The sequence below is a fragment of the Rhodovibrio sodomensis genome, from assembly GCF_016583645.1.
Taxonomy (GTDB): domain Bacteria; phylum Pseudomonadota; class Alphaproteobacteria; order Kiloniellales; family Rhodovibrionaceae; genus Rhodovibrio; species Rhodovibrio sodomensis.
In genome coordinates this window covers 24388-39505 of the sequence record NZ_NRRL01000038.1, presented here as the reverse complement: position 1 = coordinate 39505, position 15118 = coordinate 24388, and the positions used below count along the sequence as shown (strand labels likewise).

Genomic DNA, 15118 nt, shown 5'->3' with positions numbered 1-15118 from the left:
CGGCGTCCTCACTGGCCGTGGCGCCGGCGATCCGGACCTGGGCCTTGCCGCTCTCGGCGACCTCGCCCGCCGGGCCGACCGCCTGGTTCTCCACTGTGTTGAACAGGTGGCGGATGCTGTCGCCGGTCGCGGCCACCGCGCCGGCGGTGCCGAGGCCGACCAGCCCGATCAGCAGGGCGTACTCGATCTTGGTGGCGCCGCGACGGCGATGGAGGCTGGGTCTGCGCATGGGATCTATCCGCGAATACGGTTGTTGATGAGCGTTCTTCGGGGATATGGTAGTGAGAGCTGTTGTCTGGCGGATTGGCGTTGGGTGCCTCTACACGGCGCCTGAAAACTTGTTTGGCGGCGCCGGTCTTGGGTCAAAAAAGAAGGACGCCGGGCGAGAGGCCCGGCGTCCTGGTGCAAGGTCGAAGAGAGATAGGCACGTCGAAAGAGGATCTGTGGCAGGGCTCCCTTGTCAGAGGATGTCCTTCAGGCGGCCCCCTGCGGCAGCCCGGAGTCTCACCCACAAGGCTCCGGGCGGCGCAGGGCAGGCGCGTTCCCGCTTTCAGGCGGTGCTTACTTACGGGCCAGCAGGCTTCGGCCGGTATCCCACTCGAAGGTGCGACCGAACGCCTCGACCAGTGTGTTGGCTTCGCCGTTGCTGCCCTGCGCGGCGGCGATCCGCGGGTGTAGCGGCGCGTTGGGGGTGATCTCCTGCACCGGGCTGTAAGCCAGGCGGTCCAGCGCCTTGTCCAGCGTCGCGACGTCGTGCTCGCTGCCGATGGTGCGGTCGTTGATCGCCTTACCGCCGAACACGACCTTGATCTCCGGGGTCACGGACTGCTCGTACATTTCAGCTGTCTCGTAGGAGACCTCCAGGCCGTTGATGGCGACGAAATCCTTGTAGGCGCGGACGTGATCGAGGCACGGTGCCGCGTCGAAGTAGTTCGCGCTGCACTCCCAAGGCTCGGCCTGCGCGGTGTTGGACAGGTTGGCGGCGACGAAGGCGACGGCGGCGACGGCGAACAGGGTAGTCTTCATGGTCATCAGGTCCTTGTGAGGTCTTCGTCGTGGTACCGGCGGTGTCCGGCTTGTTGGCGAGCAGCGCTCTGTGTCGCTGCGTTGGTAAGGAGAGAATAGGGGCGCGACGGATTTTCTCGGGTGACGGCGGTCACGTTTACGAGAAGTGCGTTCGTCGAATGCGTGACGTTCGTCACGCTTGGTTTATTACCCGCTGCTGAAAGAGAAAACGGCGCCCCCCGAGGTCGGGGGTCGCCGCTTGACGGCACGCCAAAAATGTAGGACGATTAAGGGGAACCCGCTTAGGTTGTACTAGAACGGAATCTCGTCTTCCAACCCTTGGTTGTCCGTGACTGTAGCGGGTGCAACGGCGGGGGCGGGCGCGGCCGACTCGTACGCGCCGTCATGAGCGTTCTGGTCGCCCCGCTGGGCGCCGCCGCGGCCGTCGAGCATCTGCAGCTCGCTGCGGAAGCGCTGCAGCACGACCTCGGTGATGTAGCGGTCCTGGCCCGACTGGTCCTGGTACTTGCGGGTCTGCAGCTGGCCCTCGAGGTAAACCTTGGAGCCCTTCTTCAGGTACTTCTCACAGACCTCGACCAGCTTGTCGTCGAACACCGCGACGCGGTGCCACTCGGTCTTCTCGCGGCGCTCGCCGCTCTGCCGGTCGGTCCAGCGCTCGCTGGTGGCGATCGCCAGGTTGGCGACCCGGCCGCCGTTGTTGAACTGCCGGATCTCCGGATCCCGACCGAGGTTGCCGATCAGGACGACTTTATTCACGGTACCGCTCATGGGTAACTCTCGCTGCTTCTACGGGTAGGGGGCGGTGGTACGTCTCACCCGGTCCCGTCCTCGGGTCCGGTGTGTCGTCTCTTCGGCCGTTGCCGGCCGTGCCGCCGGGTTTCGCTCGAAGACGATGAAACCCGGCGACACGGTCGGCTCTGGCCTCTCCTCGATCGGCGTCAGGCCGGCCCAGGCTCAGTCTTGAGCCTGGATCGCCTCGATCTCCTGCTTCATCCCGGCGAACGGCATCGCGCCGCGGATCGGCTTGCCGTTCAGGAAGAAGGTCGGCGTGCCCTGGACGTTGGCGCGCTGACCGAGCTCCAGGTTCGCGTTCACGCGGTTCGCGATATCGCCCTCGGCGAGCTCGGTGCGCAATGCGTCCATGTCGACGCCGATTTCCTTGGCGAGGCGCATCGCCTTGTCCTGGCCGATCGGGCCGTTCAGATTCCCGAGCTCGCTGTAGAAGTCCTCGTAGGCGCCGAGATCGGCGATCGCGGCGCCGACGTGGGTGGTCGCCACCGAGTTCGGCCCCAGGATCGGGAACGGCCGGACGACAACCTTCACCTCCGGGAATGCCTCGATGACCTTCTTCACCTCGGGAATGGACCGGCGGCAGAAGGAGCAGTTCGGATCGTTGAACTTGACCAGGACGATTTCGGCGTCTGCCGGACCGGCGATCGCTACGGCCTGGCCGTAGCTCGTATCCTCGATCTGCTGGCGCAGCTCGTCGGAGACCGGCGCCTGATCTTTCTTCTCAATTTCCGAGCGATAAGCGTTGAGGGAGTCCAGAATGGTTTGCGGATTATCCATCAGCATGGCCTTGAAGTCGGCCTCGCTGGTGGGCTTGGCCGGGACGGGCGCTTGTTTGGTCATCAGGCCGCTGACCGCACCTGCCACAACGCCGGCCGCGACGACACTCGCCAGCAGGGTCTTGATGTCGAGTTTCATGGTCTACTCGCTCTCCTCGGGCTTACAGGGGAAGGCCTTGACCATCGCGCCGACCACGGTGGCGGGCAGGGAAAGGTCAGCGACCTCGTCGTGAGACGCGACGAACTCCGAGATCGCGGTGTTGATCTCGGTGTCCTTCACATCCTGGGTCAGACAGAAAGGCAGGGTCTCACCGGACACCTCGGCGTAGAACAGCGTGCCCAGCAGGATGCCGGTCTGATATCCGTAACAGGCTCGGTAGGCCTGCAGAGTCTCCGGCTTCTTGGCCTGGCATTCCGTGATCAACGCTTGTATCTCGGCACCGGTCATGGGCAGCGGCTGCGCCGGCGCATCGGAACCTGCGCCGGACTGCGCGTGGGCTACTGGCGGTGCCGCCAGGGCGGCGACGAGCGCGAGCGCGCTTAGGGTGAGTCGGGGCATGGTTGGGACCTGCGCATCGGGTTCGGATCAGGATCGCTGGGCGATCCGTGTGATCCGGATATGGTGCCAGTCAACCGACCTTGGACAACGAAGAACCGAAAAAAGCGACGCGGCGCCTTATTCGTTAGGGTCGAGGATCAGATGCGGTTCCAGCCAGCCATCCGGCAGATGAGCAGCAGCCGAAGGTAGCGCCGCGCGGGCCAGTCCTGATCCTCCGGCAGTCGAATCAGACGTGTCCAGGCGACCTCGACCGCGCCCGGGACCGAGCGCAGGTATAGCGCCAGCAGGCTGCGCGCCGCGGCGATGCCGAACAGGCCAGCGGTCAGACGCCCGAACACGCGGATGTAGCCGGGCAGATCGGCTTTCAGCAGCCGCCCTTCCAGACTCAGGATCAGGGCGTTGCGCCGCGCGGCATGCGGGGCCCGGGCGAGATCGTCCAATAGCGCCCGCCGCAGGGCGGGGTCCCTGCTGGCCTGGCGGGAAAGGGCGCGAAGATCGGCGTGGGCGGGACCCAGCGGACGGGTCACCGGGCTGGCTCCTTGATGGCGGTGCGCATCGCGGCCACGACCTTGGCCTGATCGATCCGCCCAAGCAAGCGGGTCAGCAGGCCGGCGTAGTCCTCGTTGTGGAGGCTGAACTGGACGTGCGCGACCTCGTGCGCGGCCGTCGCGACCAGCCAGCGCAGGGTCAGGCGGTCGCTGAGCGGCCAGGCCGCCTTCCCGTTGTCGTCGACCGGATTGACCAGGAAGGCGTGACCGTGATCGAGCAGGTGGTGGGTGGCGCGCGTCTCTTCCTGGAAGCAGAAGCCGATCGTCCACTCCAGGTCGGGCGCCTCGCGCTCAAGCAGGTAGGCCTCGACCGCAGCTTCGAGCGCCGCCTGCCAGGCCCGCAGCAGGCCGAGCGCACGCTCGCCGCGCCCGCCGCCCTCCAGGATCAGGCGTTCATGGTCCCAGCGCCTGGGGTCCCAGCGCGGGATCGCGCGGCGCAGCGCGGCTGTCTCCGCGTGGTCGATCAGCTGGATGTCCGGCAGGCGAAGGGATTTGAGTAGGTCAGACAGATGGACCGGGCCGGTCCGGGCGAAGATCTGCACGCGACCCGGTGCCGGCGCGTCGGGATCGCTCTCGGGCGTGATGTCGGGATGCAGCGTTTTACGCAGACCGCCGGCATGGAGCAGGGTGTTCCGGTTGCGGGGGCGGGCGTCCAGGGCCGAGCGCGTGTCGACGGAGAGCTCGCTCTGGAAGCGGCTGAGCGCGTCGGCATAACGGCCGGCGAGCCCGTCGCGGCTGGCGACCAGCACCCGCTGGCTTTGCGGGGGGTCGAGCTCGATAGTGACCTGCGCGGGGGCGGCGATGTGCTCGGAGAACATCATCGTGCCGCTGACACGCACGATCGCGCGTCCCTGTAGCGGGCCCTTGCGGTTGACGTGCACCCGGGCGAACGGGACGTCTTCGCCCGCGGCCGTGAGTTCTCGGGTTCGCCGACCGCGGACATGCCAGTCGGTGAAGGGCGTGCCGTCGATCGTGACTGAGCACGGCAGGTTGCACTGCCGCAGATAGCTGAGAAGCGCGTCGCGCAGCCGTTCCTCGCTGCAGTCCGAGAGCGCGATGTCGATGTCGTTCCGGAAGCCCGGTTTCGATTTCTTCTGCCGAACGATCCGGTAGTCAGCGCCCTCCCCGTGGGCGAACACATCCCGGGTGCGGATCTGGTACATCTCCTGGGAGAAGTGGGTGACGATCCGGGCGCGGCCGAAGCCGCCGATTGCCGCCGTGTCGGTCTTGGTGGTCTCGCCCAGCCGGAAGAACACCCGCTCCATCGTGGCCAGGTCGCAGCCCGGCCCGTCGTCCGCGTGGGTCACCGCGACCACGCTTCCCTGGCGCTGCATGGCGACCTCGACATGGCGGGCGCCGGCGTCGACGCTGTTCTGAAACAGCTCGCGCCAGAACACCATCGGCCAGCCCGACCGGGCGTAGATCTGGTCGCGCTCCTTGCGGAAGAAGCTCGCTGGAACCTGGACGGTCGGCATTTGCGGGTCTCCCCAGCTGCGGGTCTGCCCGGAAGGTGGGGTGCCTTTTGGAAACCGGCCGTGCCTTGTGACCGGTCCGCGGGATAGAGACGAGACTATCTGGCCTCGTTGAGGCCGGAGAAAGCGAGGATGGCGCTCGCGATGCCGGCGGCCGCGGTGGCGGCAGGAAGCCCCCGGAAGGCCTGCCGGCCCCGGTGGATGACATAGGCGTGCAGGCCGTCGGCGGTCATCTGCGAGGTGATCCGGTCGTACCCGTGGGTCTGGCGGACGCGGTCAAGGCAGCGCAGCGCGTCGATCTCCACGGTCGAGGGATTGAACGCCGGGGCGCGGGCGCAGCCGGCCGGCGCACGGATCACCAGGAAGTCCCGTCCGGAGTAGGCGCGCACGCTGAAGCCCGTGGGGCGCTCGTGCAGGTCGATCGTAAGGCCCAGGACGTCGCGGGCGATCTCGGCGTCCATTTCCCAGCCTGGCGCGCTGTGCGCGCGTGGGGCGATTTCCCGGTAGGCCGCATGGCCAGCGAGGGTCAGGGCCGCGAGGAGGGGCGCATCCGGGCGCTCTCGGTAGCCGACGGCCCAGCCGCGCGCCGTCAGCACGTGCGCCGTCCCAGCCGGGAGCTTGTCCTGCGCCTGCGGTTTCTCATTAAGGGCAGCCAGGGCCGCGATCATCGCGTCGACGGATGCGAGCGTGCGGGCGGGCGGGGCGGCGACCTCGGTCATCGGGAGTCTCCTGAGCGGGCGTTGGGCCGGGTTCTCAGGAAATTGGTTCGCCGATCGCTTTTCGGTCACCGTAATCGCATGGAGTCGACCGTAAAACGGCAGGTATTCCCGATGCGCGTGGCGAGATTGGAGTGTGCCGGGGCTCAGGGCGGGGCCACCAGGAAATCCCGCCGGGCGAGGACCCGTGCGCCATCGGCGCTGATCAGCCTGAGGCTGCCGCTTCTCGGGAACGCCACGGCCGCGGTAATGCCGTAGCCGGTCATGCGACCCGGGTGTCGGCCGGCGTCATCGCCTCCGCGCGGCGGTGAAAAAGCTCGACCGCCAAAGGCGGCTCGCCTGACTGCTCGGGGAGCGTCTCGGTGCGTGACAGGCGCCAGTGTTGCGGGTCGATTGCCGGGAATCGGGCGTCGCCCTCGGCCTGCTGCGGGACCCGTGTAATGTCGATCTCATGGGCGTGTGGCAGCGCCTGGCGGTAGACTTCACCGCCGCCGATCACGAAAAACGCGTCAACGCCGAGCTCGCGCGCCAGGCGGCAGCCTTCCTCGAGCGCCTGGTCGATGTCGTGCGCCGTGCGCACACCTTCCTGATGCCAGTTTTGCTGGCGTGTCAGGATGATGTGCGGGCGCCCCGGCAGCACGCCAGGCAGGCTCTCGAAGGTGCGCCGGCCCATGATCAGCGGATGGCCCTGGGTGCGGCGCTTGAAACGACCGAGGTCGCTTGGGAGGTGCCAGGGCAGCCGTCCTTGCTGACCGATCACGCCGTTGGCAGCGACGGCGGAGATGATGACGATCCGGCACATGTGGGTCCCCTCCATGTCGGATTGCGGTTCGCGGCCTGGGTCAAGACGGGCGTCACCCGGTTCGCGAGCTGGCGCGGCGCTGTTGAATATGGGCCTCGTAAGCGTCCTCGCCGGTCGCTGCGTTCTCGGCCGCGGAGCGGATCATGGATGCCAGGCGGTCGGGCCCGATATCGGCGATCTCCTCGACTGTGATCGTCACGGATAATGCCAGAGGACCGCGCCCTAAGTGGTAGAGCGACAGGTCCAGGTGAGCGCCGCCGTCGCTGGCTGGCGTGTAACTCTCGAGGGTCGGGGCGAACCCAAGCTGTCGGCGGACGTCGCCTTCCAGCAGGCGCTTGATCCGTTCGCAGTGGACCGCCATCTGACCTCCTCATCGGTGCTGTCGATTCGGCGAGGCTGACACTCCCGTCCCACTGGAGGGACGCGTGAATCCGACAAGAACGACCGATGACCCCCGAATGTTTACCATTGACCGGTTGTACGACGGGCGGCGGCAGACGTAACGGGGCGGACCGGTCGATTAGCGACTCGCGTCGCTATCGAGCTCCTGGATGACACCGGGGTCGATGCTCGTAGGCCGGCGTGCGAAGCCGTAGATCACCGGCACGTCCTGGTGCTCGAAGTAGAGGGCCAGGCGCTCGGCCAGCGTGTTGTGGCCGGATCCCGCTGGTCGTCGGCGCGCGAGCGGGTCGGCCTCGTCGATGAACAGCACCGCGCCCAGTTCCCGCGCTCGGTGCGTGACGTGGGTCAGCCCGATCGGCCCTTCCCATTCGGAGAAGGTCCGCGAGGCCTGATTGAGGTCGGACGGCGTGACGCGCAGCAGCGGCCGGCCTTCATGTTGGGCCATTGTCTCGGCCCGGGCACGGCGCAGCGGTGCGCTACCGGAGACCAGACAGGACGGGAGCGTTGTCTCGCGCGCGGATATCGTCATGGCGGGCTCGGCCGGGAGTCCGGCAGCGGTCGGGTTGATGCCTTGGTCAAGGATATCGTGGCGCCTCGGTCGACGCCAGGGCCTGGTCGCCGCCGGCTCAGTCGATGCGCGCGGTCTGCAGCGGCGCGCTGGCCTCTGAAGGCGCTGGCGATCCTTTAGCCAGGAGTGGCACGGCCCGACTGCAGATCTCGGCCGTTGCCGGCGCCGGACGGTCGGCGCAGGCCTGCGCGAGCAGGCCGCGCTGGTAGGCCTCGTGCGCCTCTTCGCCGATGTCCACGCCGAGGGCCGGGAGGAACGCGACCGTCGCGACGACCATCGGCGCGGTCGCCTGACGGACGCAGAAGACGGCGAGGCTCAGCAGAAGGGTGAGACAGCAGGCGGCGAGCAGGGCCGTCGCCACCGGCGAGAGCCTGACGGTGGCGACGTACAGACTGGCGATCTCGGACATCGGGGCGGCGGGCTCGGTGGACGGGTGGACTCGCAACGGCAACCGAAATGATCTTCGAGCCCGGAGGTGAATTTTCGTTTGCCGAAAAAGGGTTGTGAGGCACGTTTCGGGTCGGACGGTGACTGTCAGGGATGCAGGTAGACCGCCGCATCAGGCAGCTCGGCGTCGTCCGGCTCGGCGCGGTGATGGAACAGGGCCGGCTCGCCGTCGTCGAAGCTGCCGGCCAGCAACGCACCCGCCCGCAGCTCGGTGAACATGGCGCGGCTGAGAACCTCGTTGCGCATGTAGCGCTCGAGGGTCTCCGCGCTGTGGCGCGCCGCCATCCAGACCACCCGCGGGCCGGGCCGCTCGTCGCACGCCACTGCGAGGTACTCGAAGCCGCGGGCGTCCTCTGCGCGCACCAGCATCGGCCCGTCGACCCAGAGCAGCGTGTGGCGGATGCTGAGCTGGGCCGGCTCGCCGGCCGGCGGAACCATACCTGTCGGGAGGTCCCGCAGTTGCACGAACACGCGGGTGTCTCCCGGCGCTCGCCAATCGCGGTCGCGGGTGTCGTCGTAGAGGACGACGTCGCCGGTATCGTCGGTCGTGACATCGATCGAGACCTGACGCCAGGGGTCGAGGCCCATCTCGTAGGCTTCGCGGCTGAACAGCCAGGCGGCGGCGTCGGCGGGCCAGTTGGCGGCGGTCCAGGCGGCGGTGGCCGCCTGTCGGTTGCACAGCACGGCCTGGTAAGCGGCGACGTCGTCGCTCGCGCTCACGAAACGCATCTCGAACATTTTGGGATGTCCTTGAGTTGGTATACGGCCGCGATCAGGCAGCGGCCGCGGTGCGGCGCGCCGCGATCCGCTGGAGCGTCGCCTGCTTCTCGGCGGCGTCCATGACCCGCCAGTCGCGGATCTCGTCGAGGGTTCGCAGGCAGCCGGTGCAGTGCTGGCTCGCCTTGTCGACCTTGCACTGCGCGATGCAGGGGGAGGGGACCGTCTGGTCGACGGCCGGGCGTCCACGGCGCATGGGGTGTCTCCGGGTGTGTCGAGTGAATCGTCGATCAGCGCGCCGCGCAGGCGACGGCTTGCTTGAGCTGCCGGGCGAGGAGCGGCGTGCGCGCGATCAGGGAGGTGTGGCCGGTGCCATCCAGGGGATACTCGCCGTGGTCCAGCGCGTCGCACGCGCCCCCCCCGGCGGCCCGGGCGTGGGCGCGCAGCGGATCGTGCATCCAGCTGGCGACCGGGACCCCACCCGCACAGAACGCGACCAGGACGCCCCATCCCGGCTGACCGTGTGCGAACGGCCGGGTGCCGTCGAGCGGGTCGACGACCCAGGTGGGCGCGCCGCTTCGCAGCTCCTCCAGGGCAGCCGCATGCCCGTTGGACGTCTCCTTGCCAAGCTGGATCGCACGGGACGGAGATCGCGCAGGACGCGCAGCAGGCGTGCCTGCGAGGCCTCGTCCGCGGCCGTGACGAAGTCGCCTGGGGCCTTTTCGCGGATCTCGCCTGGGGCGAGCGCGCGGAAACGCGGCACGATCTCCTCGTGCGCGATCTGCTCGATCGCGCTGGCGACATGGTCCAGGTCAACCGGCTCGGTGAAGGTCATCGGTGTCTCGCACGGCGGGAATTGGAAGGCCGGGACCTGCTTCAGGTCCCGGCCTGGATGTGGTGGTTGCCGTACCCGGGTGCGGATCAACCGTCGATCTGATTGAGCACCCAGTCCCAGTAGGACTGCCGGGTGTCGTCGTTGGCGACCTCGTACTTCCAGTCACCGAGACCGAAGTCGGGGTGCTCGCCGTGGACGCCACCGTACTGCTCGGCGAGCTCGAGGCTTCTTCGCTTATCGGAACCTCTCGGATGGTGCGCTTTAAGAGGAAGTGGTGGGGGAAGCGAGCTTCCGGTACTGGTCCTTCGGAAGGATCAGCATCAGGCTGCGACCGCTGTCCCAGTCGACGCCGAGCTGGATCCGGTGATCCCAGAGCGGCTGGATCCGGGTGACCGTGCCCTGAGTCCCGGGCGCCACGGGCGACGGATCGTCCGGCATCTCGATCAGTTCGATCCGGTCGCCGACCGCGAGGTCGGTCGGCCCCGGTTGCGAGGGTGTTTGCGTCATGGCCGGCACCGCGCTCAGTTGCCGGGCCAGGGTTCGCCGCGGCCGGCGTCGAGCACTTCGAGCAGCTCTCGGCCCGGATCATCCAGCCCGTCGGGCAGGCCGTCCGGATAGCGGGCGTAGAGCGCATCCAGGAGCGCCTGGGCCTTCGCGCGCAAATCCGGGTGCTCGGGAGTTTGCGGGCGCGCCGGCTCGGCATCGACCTCCTGCATGTCGCTCTCGTCGTCCGCCCAGAACGGCAGTCCGCTCTCGCGAAAGATCAGCTGATCCAGACGCCAGAGCTCGCCAGCACGGTCGAGGTAGAGTGGATTGCCGGCGCCGTCGGTGACGGTCTTCTGGTTGTCCCAGTGCATATCGGTGCCGCCGCCATGATCCGGGACCATCTCGCTGCCGGGGCCGTCCTGGGTGAAGCCGATGATTTCCGCCGTTCCGGTAACGCTGTCGAGCGTGCCGACGATCGGCTCTCCGGTGTGGCTGTAGGCATCGAATTCCTTCATCTGCGGGTCCTTTCGTGTGGCGCCGTGCGTGTCGGTATCAGGCGGTGGCGGCAGGCGCGGACATCGGGCCGTTCGGCCCGCAGTAGAGACCGGCGCCGACGTGGTCTTCGGGGTTGATCTGCGGGGCGACCTCGAAAGTCGCCGGCTGGGCCGACAGGATGCCCGTCATTAGCGGTTCCTGGGCGTGGTCGCGGAACATCGACAGGATGTCGGGACGTCCGGCCAGCAGGCCGGCAAGGGCCTCCTTGGTGACGACGGTCGCCATGTAGACGTCGTAGCCATCGCGCTCGCCGTCCTTCGTGACGCAGCCGATGACCGGCCGTCCATCGGGGTCGTAACCGCGTCAGAGCAGCGGACCATCTTTATAAAAGAGGTCTTTGACGTATGTGACGGTCATCGACATGTCGGTCTCCGGCTGAGGGTATGTCAGGGTCGGTCGGTCGCGAGGCTGAGCACGACCGTCACCGCGTCGGAATTCGGGTGTCCAGAAAGTGGGTGTGGCGAGCGCTCGAGGGCGGCGCGGCGGGGCAAAACCCCGCCCGCCGAGCCGCCCGAAGCGCGAAAGAAAACCCGCGCTGGCGTCTGGTGCCAGCGCGGGTTGAGGTGCCCGTGAGAGACGGGGTATCGGGACGGCGTCAGCGCGCGCTTCCGAGCAGAGCGCGTGACGGGCGGGTCGATGTCGACCCGCCCGTTTTCTACCTCAGGAAACTAGCTGCACCCGGAGGTGCCGCCGCAGGTGTCGCACTTGCTGCAGGTGCCGTTGCGGACCAGGGTAAAGTTGCCGCAGTCGTTGCAGGCCTCACCCGTGTAGCCCTTGGCCCGGGCCTCGGCGACGTAGTCGATCGTGTCGGCCGTGGCCGCCGGCGCCGCCGGGGCGACTTGAGCCGCCGCTGGCTGGTGCGCCACCGCGACCGGCTCCGCCGTCAGGTCGATGTCCGGGGCACGCCCGCGGGCGTAGCCGTTGGACGCCGCCTCGCCCAGGGTCGAGTGCTCCATCTCCGAGGGCTTGATGTGCGCCAGGTCCTCACGGTTGAGGTAGCTGATCGCGAGCTCCCGGAAGATGTAATCAAGCAGGCTGGTGGCCTGCTTGATCGCGTCGTTGCCCTGGACCATCCCGGCCGGCTCGAAGCGCGTGAAGGTGAAGGCCTCCACGTACTCGTCGAGCGGGACGCCGTACTGCAGGCCGAGGCTCACCGACATGGCGAAGCTGTTCAGCAGCGCGCGGAAGGCCGCGCCCTCCTTGTGCATATCGATGAAGATCTCGCCCAGCGTGCCGTCGTCGTACTCGCCGGTCCGCAGGTACAGCTTGTGACCGCCCACGACCGCCTTCTGGGTGTAGCCCTTGCGGCGGTGGCTCAAGCGCTTCTGCTGGCCGCGCACCATGACTTTGCCGGCCAGGATGTCGGACACCTTGCGCGCCTGCTGGGCGGTGATCTTGCTGCGGTCGCCGCCAGCGGCCTGGTCCATGCCGATGTCGAGCATCAGCGGCTGGCTGAGCTTCGAGGTGTCGCGGTAGATCGCGAGCGCCTTGATGCCCTTCTTCCAGGCAAGCCAGTAGATCGCGCGGACGTGCTCGATCGAGCTCTCGGCGGGCATGTTCACCGTCTTGGAGATCGCCCCCGAGATGAACGGCTGGGCGGCCGCCATCATGGTGACGTGGCTCTCGGGCGACAGGAAACGCTTGCCCGACCCGCAGCGGTTCGCGCAGTCGAACACGCCGAGGTGCTGCGGCTTCAGGCCCGGTGCCCCCTCGACGGTGCCGTGGTCCTCCAGGTGCTTCAGGATCGCCTCGCGGGTCTCGGCGTCGTAGCCGAGCGTCTCGAGGCTCATCGGCACCAAGCGGTTGACCAGCTCGATACCGCCGCCACCGGCCAGGGACTTGAACTTCTTGAGCGCGAAGTCCGGCTCGACACCGGTGGTGTCGCAGTCCATGACCAGCGCGATCGTGCCGGTGGGCGCGGTCACCGTGGTCTGGGCGTTGCGGTAGCCGTTCTGCTCGCCGACCTGGATCGTCTCGTCCCAGATCGCCTGGGCGGCGTCGGCCAGCGGGGCGTCCGGGCAGTCCGCCGCCTCGAAGGCGACCGGCTTGATCGAGAGGTCCTCGTAGCCGCCGGTACCCTGCGCGGCGCGGCGATGGTTGCGCATTACCCGCAGCATCGGCTCGCGGTTGCGCTCGAACGCCGGGAAGGCGCCCAGGGTGCCCGCCATCTCCGCCGAGGTCAGGTAGGCCTGGCCGGTCATCAGCGAGGAGACCGCCGCGCAGACCGCCCGGCCGGCGTCGCTGTCGTAGCTGAGACCGTTGGCCATCAGCAGCCCGCCGATGTTGGCGAAACCCAGGCCTAGCGTGCGGTACAGCAGCGACTTGAACGCAATGTCCTCGGCCGGGTACTGGGCCATGGTCACCGAGATGTCCAGCGTCACCGTCCACAGCGCGCAGGCATGGCGGAAGGCCGGCACGTCGAAGCTGCCGTCCTGGCGGCGGAACTTCATCAAGTTCAGCGAGGCCAGGTTGCACGCCGTGCCGTCAATGAACATGTACTCGGAGCACGGGTTCGAGCCGTTGATCCGGTCGTCGTTCGGGGCGGTGTGCCAGCCGTTGATCGTGGTGTCGAACTGGATGCCCGGATCGGCGGACTGCCAGGCGGCGATGCCGATCTTGCGGAACAGCTCGGACGCCTTAATCGTCTTGACCACCGAGCCGTCGGTGCGCGCGGTCAGGTGCCAGTCGGCGTTCTGACCGACCGCCTGCATGAAGGCGTCGGTGACGCGCACCGAGTTGTTCGAGTTCTGACCCGACACGCTCTGGTAGGCTTCGCCCTGCCAGTCCGCGTCGAATTCCTCGAACTGGAACTCGGTGATGCCCTCCTTGACCATGCCCAGGTAGCGGGCGATCAGGGCGTTCGGCACGCCCAGCTCCTGCGCCTCGGAGATCCTGAGCGCGAGCAGCTGGTTGATCTTCGGGTCGACGCCGGCCTGGGCCGCCTCGACGATCGAGTGCATGGCACCCTTGAGCGCCTTCGAGCCGGTCACCAGGGCCGCGACCTTGTTCTCCTCGTCGACCTTCCAGCTGACGAAGTCCTCGATGTCGGGGTGGTCGACGTTGAGGATGCACATCTTGGCCGCGCGGCGGGTGGTGCCGCCGGACTTGATCGAGCCCGCACCGGCGTCGCCGATCTTGAGGAAGCTCATCAGGCCGGACGACTTGCCGCCGCCCGACAGACCCTCACCAGAGCTGCGGATCTTGGAGAAGTTGGTGCCGGTGCCGGAGCCGTACTTGAACAGACGCGCCTCACGGGTCCAGAGATCCATGATGCCGCCCTCGTTCACGAGGTCGTCCTGGACTTCCTGGATGAAGCAGGCGTGCGGCTGCGGGCGCTCGTAGGCGCTCTTGGAGCGGATCGCCTCGACCATGTCCTCGGCCGAGCCCAGCTTGTCGGCGTCGACCTGGAACTTGAAGTCCTCGGTGAAGCGGCCGGCCATCACGTCGCGCAGGTCGATCGCGTAGTAGTGACCCTGGGCCGGACCGTTGATTCCGTAGGCCCAGTGCAGACCGGTGTTGAACCACTGCGGGCTGTTCGGGGCAGACATCTGTGAGACCAGGAGGTAGCGCATCTCGTCGTAGTAGGCGCGCGCATCGGCCTCGCCGTCGAAATAGCCGCCCTTCCAACCCCAGTAGGTCCAGCAGCCGGCCAGGCGGTCGAACACCTGACGGGCGTCGCTCTCGCCGCTGAAGGTGGCGCCCTCGGCGGGCTCGCTGCGCTGCAGCCACTCGGGCACGCCGACCTCGGCCACGCGCACGGTCGCCGACGGTACGCCCTTCTGGCGGAAGTACTTCTGCGCGAGCACGTTGCGCGCGGTCATCGACCACGCCTTCGGCATCATCACGTTGGGCGCGGAGAAGACGACGCTGCCGTCCCGGAAGTTCTTGATGGTGGCGTCGTGGCTCTCGAAGTCGAGGCCCTTGTAGGCGTTGTCGAGGTCGGCACCCGGCGCCGACGGGGCCGGGGTGAACTGACGGGTGATCTTCATGATCGCATCTCTCACGGTTGTTCGGTTCAACGGTTCAGGCCGCTGCGACCTCCGTTCCGGCCCGCGCGTGCGCGGCCCCTCTCGGAAGTCCCACGTCCCCTGTCTCTCTCCCGCAGGTCCTGTCGGCCCGGGGCGGCAGGCGGTTTCGCTTTCCACCAGGGAAAGCGCCGCCGGACCGGGTCGGTCATAGCCTGGCCTTTTCCGCCGTCCCCGGCGGTGAAACACCAGATGTCGTGTGTGGCGTAAGCCAGCACACTCGATCCTGTGGATTGAGGTAGATGGAAGTGGCTGCTTGACGGCGCTACGCCGGAACCGGCGGGTTTTTTTCGCCTCGGTGGGTATTGCGGTGATCGAGCGCGGCCGCCAGGCAGTCGTCGCGCTCACGAATTGGGAATTGGGATCATCGAATACCGTCTGTGCACGGCTCG

The 15118-nt window shown here is 67.7% G+C and carries 19 protein-coding genes; all 19 read right to left on the bottom strand.

What is annotated here, in order from left to right; genetic code table 11:
- The coding region (locus CKO28_RS14145; RefSeq protein ID WP_200341442.1) for a Flp family type IVb pilin at positions 1–229 on the bottom strand (229 nt) is incomplete at its 3' end.
- A 332-nt stretch (positions 230–561) separates the two neighbouring features.
- Entirely contained in the window at positions 562–1032 is a 471-nt protein-coding gene (locus CKO28_RS14140; protein ID WP_200341441.1) for a hypothetical protein, read from the bottom strand.
- A 285-nt stretch (positions 1033–1317) separates the two neighbouring features.
- Complete coding sequence (gene ssb, locus CKO28_RS14135) at positions 1318–1794, bottom strand: single-stranded DNA-binding protein (protein WP_200341440.1); 477 nt, start codon at positions 1792–1794, stop codon at positions 1318–1320.
- A 186-nt stretch (positions 1795–1980) separates the two neighbouring features.
- Entirely contained in the window at positions 1981–2733 is a 753-nt protein-coding gene (locus CKO28_RS14130) for a DsbA family protein (RefSeq protein WP_200341439.1), read from the bottom strand.
- 3 nt (positions 2734–2736) lie between these two features.
- A complete protein-coding gene (locus tag CKO28_RS14125) occupies positions 2737–3153 on the bottom strand; it encodes a Rap1a/Tai family immunity protein (protein ID WP_200341438.1) in 417 nt (138 codons plus the stop codon).
- A 137-nt stretch (positions 3154–3290) separates the two neighbouring features.
- Positions 3291–3680: a hypothetical protein gene (locus CKO28_RS14120; RefSeq protein WP_200341437.1), complete on the bottom strand. Its 390-nt coding sequence runs from the start codon at positions 3678–3680 to the stop codon at positions 3291–3293.
- Positions 3677–5176: an ATP-binding protein gene (locus tag CKO28_RS14115; RefSeq protein ID WP_200341436.1), complete on the bottom strand. Its 1500-nt coding sequence runs from the start codon at positions 5174–5176 to the stop codon at positions 3677–3679. Before CKO28_RS14115 ends, CKO28_RS14120 begins: the two co-directional genes overlap by 4 nt.
- A gap of 95 nt (positions 5177–5271) precedes the next feature.
- Positions 5272–5892, bottom strand: a complete 621-nt coding sequence (locus CKO28_RS14110; RefSeq protein ID WP_200341435.1) for a hypothetical protein — start codon at positions 5890–5892, stop codon at positions 5272–5274.
- Between the two features lie 259 nt (positions 5893–6151).
- Positions 6152–6691, bottom strand: a complete 540-nt coding sequence (locus tag CKO28_RS14105; protein WP_200341434.1) for a dihydrofolate reductase — start codon at positions 6689–6691, stop codon at positions 6152–6154.
- Positions 6692–6743: 52 nt separating this feature from the next.
- Positions 6744–7052 carry a hypothetical protein gene (locus tag CKO28_RS14100; protein WP_200341433.1) on the bottom strand — a complete coding sequence of 103 codons (309 nt, stop codon included), beginning with the start codon at positions 7050–7052 and terminating at the stop codon, positions 6744–6746.
- 159 nt (positions 7053–7211) lie between these two features.
- Positions 7212–7538, bottom strand: a complete 327-nt coding sequence (locus CKO28_RS14095; RefSeq protein WP_200341432.1) for a P-loop NTPase family protein — start codon at positions 7536–7538, stop codon at positions 7212–7214.
- A gap of 181 nt (positions 7539–7719) precedes the next feature.
- A complete protein-coding gene (locus CKO28_RS14090) occupies positions 7720–8070 on the bottom strand; it encodes a hypothetical protein (RefSeq protein WP_200341431.1) in 351 nt (116 codons plus the stop codon).
- A 125-nt stretch (positions 8071–8195) separates the two neighbouring features.
- Positions 8196–8846: a hypothetical protein gene (locus tag CKO28_RS14085; protein WP_200341430.1), complete on the bottom strand. Its 651-nt coding sequence runs from the start codon at positions 8844–8846 to the stop codon at positions 8196–8198.
- Positions 8847–8880: 34 nt separating this feature from the next.
- Positions 8881–9081: a DUF1289 domain-containing protein gene (locus CKO28_RS14080; RefSeq protein WP_200341429.1), complete on the bottom strand. Its 201-nt coding sequence runs from the start codon at positions 9079–9081 to the stop codon at positions 8881–8883.
- Positions 9082–9115: 34 nt separating this feature from the next.
- A complete protein-coding gene (locus CKO28_RS28880; protein ID WP_207168827.1) occupies positions 9116–9418 on the bottom strand; it encodes an inositol monophosphatase family protein in 303 nt (100 codons plus the stop codon).
- Positions 9419–9921: 503 nt separating this feature from the next.
- Positions 9922–10167, bottom strand: a complete 246-nt coding sequence (locus CKO28_RS14070; RefSeq protein WP_200341428.1) for a DUF4314 domain-containing protein — start codon at positions 10165–10167, stop codon at positions 9922–9924.
- A 14-nt stretch (positions 10168–10181) separates the two neighbouring features.
- Entirely contained in the window at positions 10182–10661 is a 480-nt protein-coding gene (locus tag CKO28_RS14065; RefSeq protein WP_200341427.1) for a hypothetical protein, read from the bottom strand.
- Between the two features lie 37 nt (positions 10662–10698).
- A complete protein-coding gene (locus CKO28_RS14060; protein WP_200341426.1) occupies positions 10699–10926 on the bottom strand; it encodes a hypothetical protein in 228 nt (75 codons plus the stop codon).
- Between the two features lie 443 nt (positions 10927–11369).
- Positions 11370–14690 (bottom strand): vitamin B12-dependent ribonucleotide reductase, encoded by a 3321-nt coding sequence (locus tag CKO28_RS14055; protein ID WP_200341425.1) that lies wholly within the window; start codon positions 14688–14690, stop codon positions 11370–11372.
- Between the last annotated feature and the right edge of the window lie 428 nt (positions 14691–15118).

Coding starts and splice junctions, on each gene's coding strand:
- CKO28_RS14140 (WP_200341441.1), bottom strand. CDS start 1,032: ATGACCATGAAGACTACCCTGTTCGCCGTCGCCGCCGTCGCCTTCGTC.
- ssb (WP_200341440.1), bottom strand. CDS start 1,794: ATGAGCGGTACCGTGAATAAAGTCGTCCTGATCGGCAACCTCGGTCGG.
- CKO28_RS14130 (WP_200341439.1), bottom strand. CDS start 2,733: ATGAAACTCGACATCAAGACCCTGCTGGCGAGTGTCGTCGCGGCCGGC.
- CKO28_RS14125 (WP_200341438.1), bottom strand. CDS start 3,153: ATGCCCCGACTCACCCTAAGCGCGCTCGCGCTCGTCGCCGCCCTGGCG.
- CKO28_RS14115 (WP_200341436.1), bottom strand. CDS start 5,176: ATGCCGACCGTCCAGGTTCCAGCGAGCTTCTTCCGCAAGGAGCGCGAC.
- CKO28_RS14110 (WP_200341435.1), bottom strand. CDS start 5,892: ATGACCGAGGTCGCCGCCCCGCCCGCCCGCACGCTCGCATCCGTCGAC.
- CKO28_RS14105 (WP_200341434.1), bottom strand. CDS start 6,691: ATGTGCCGGATCGTCATCATCTCCGCCGTCGCTGCCAACGGCGTGATC.
- CKO28_RS14100 (WP_200341433.1), bottom strand. CDS start 7,052: ATGGCGGTCCACTGCGAACGGATCAAGCGCCTGCTGGAAGGCGACGTC.
- CKO28_RS14095 (WP_200341432.1), bottom strand. CDS start 7,538: ATGGCCCAACATGAAGGCCGGCCGCTGCTGCGCGTCACGCCGTCCGAC.
- CKO28_RS14090 (WP_200341431.1), bottom strand. CDS start 8,070: ATGTCCGAGATCGCCAGTCTGTACGTCGCCACCGTCAGGCTCTCGCCG.
- CKO28_RS14085 (WP_200341430.1), bottom strand. CDS start 8,846: ATGTTCGAGATGCGTTTCGTGAGCGCGAGCGACGACGTCGCCGCTTAC.
- CKO28_RS14080 (WP_200341429.1), bottom strand. CDS start 9,081: ATGCGCCGTGGACGCCCGGCCGTCGACCAGACGGTCCCCTCCCCCTGC.
- CKO28_RS14070 (WP_200341428.1), bottom strand. CDS start 10,167: ATGACGCAAACACCCTCGCAACCGGGGCCGACCGACCTCGCGGTCGGC.
- CKO28_RS14065 (WP_200341427.1), bottom strand. CDS start 10,661: ATGAAGGAATTCGATGCCTACAGCCACACCGGAGAGCCGATCGTCGGC.
- CKO28_RS14060 (WP_200341426.1), bottom strand. CDS start 10,926: ATGGCGACCGTCGTCACCAAGGAGGCCCTTGCCGGCCTGCTGGCCGGA.
- CKO28_RS14055 (WP_200341425.1), bottom strand. CDS start 14,690: ATGAAGATCACCCGTCAGTTCACCCCGGCCCCGTCGGCGCCGGGTGCC.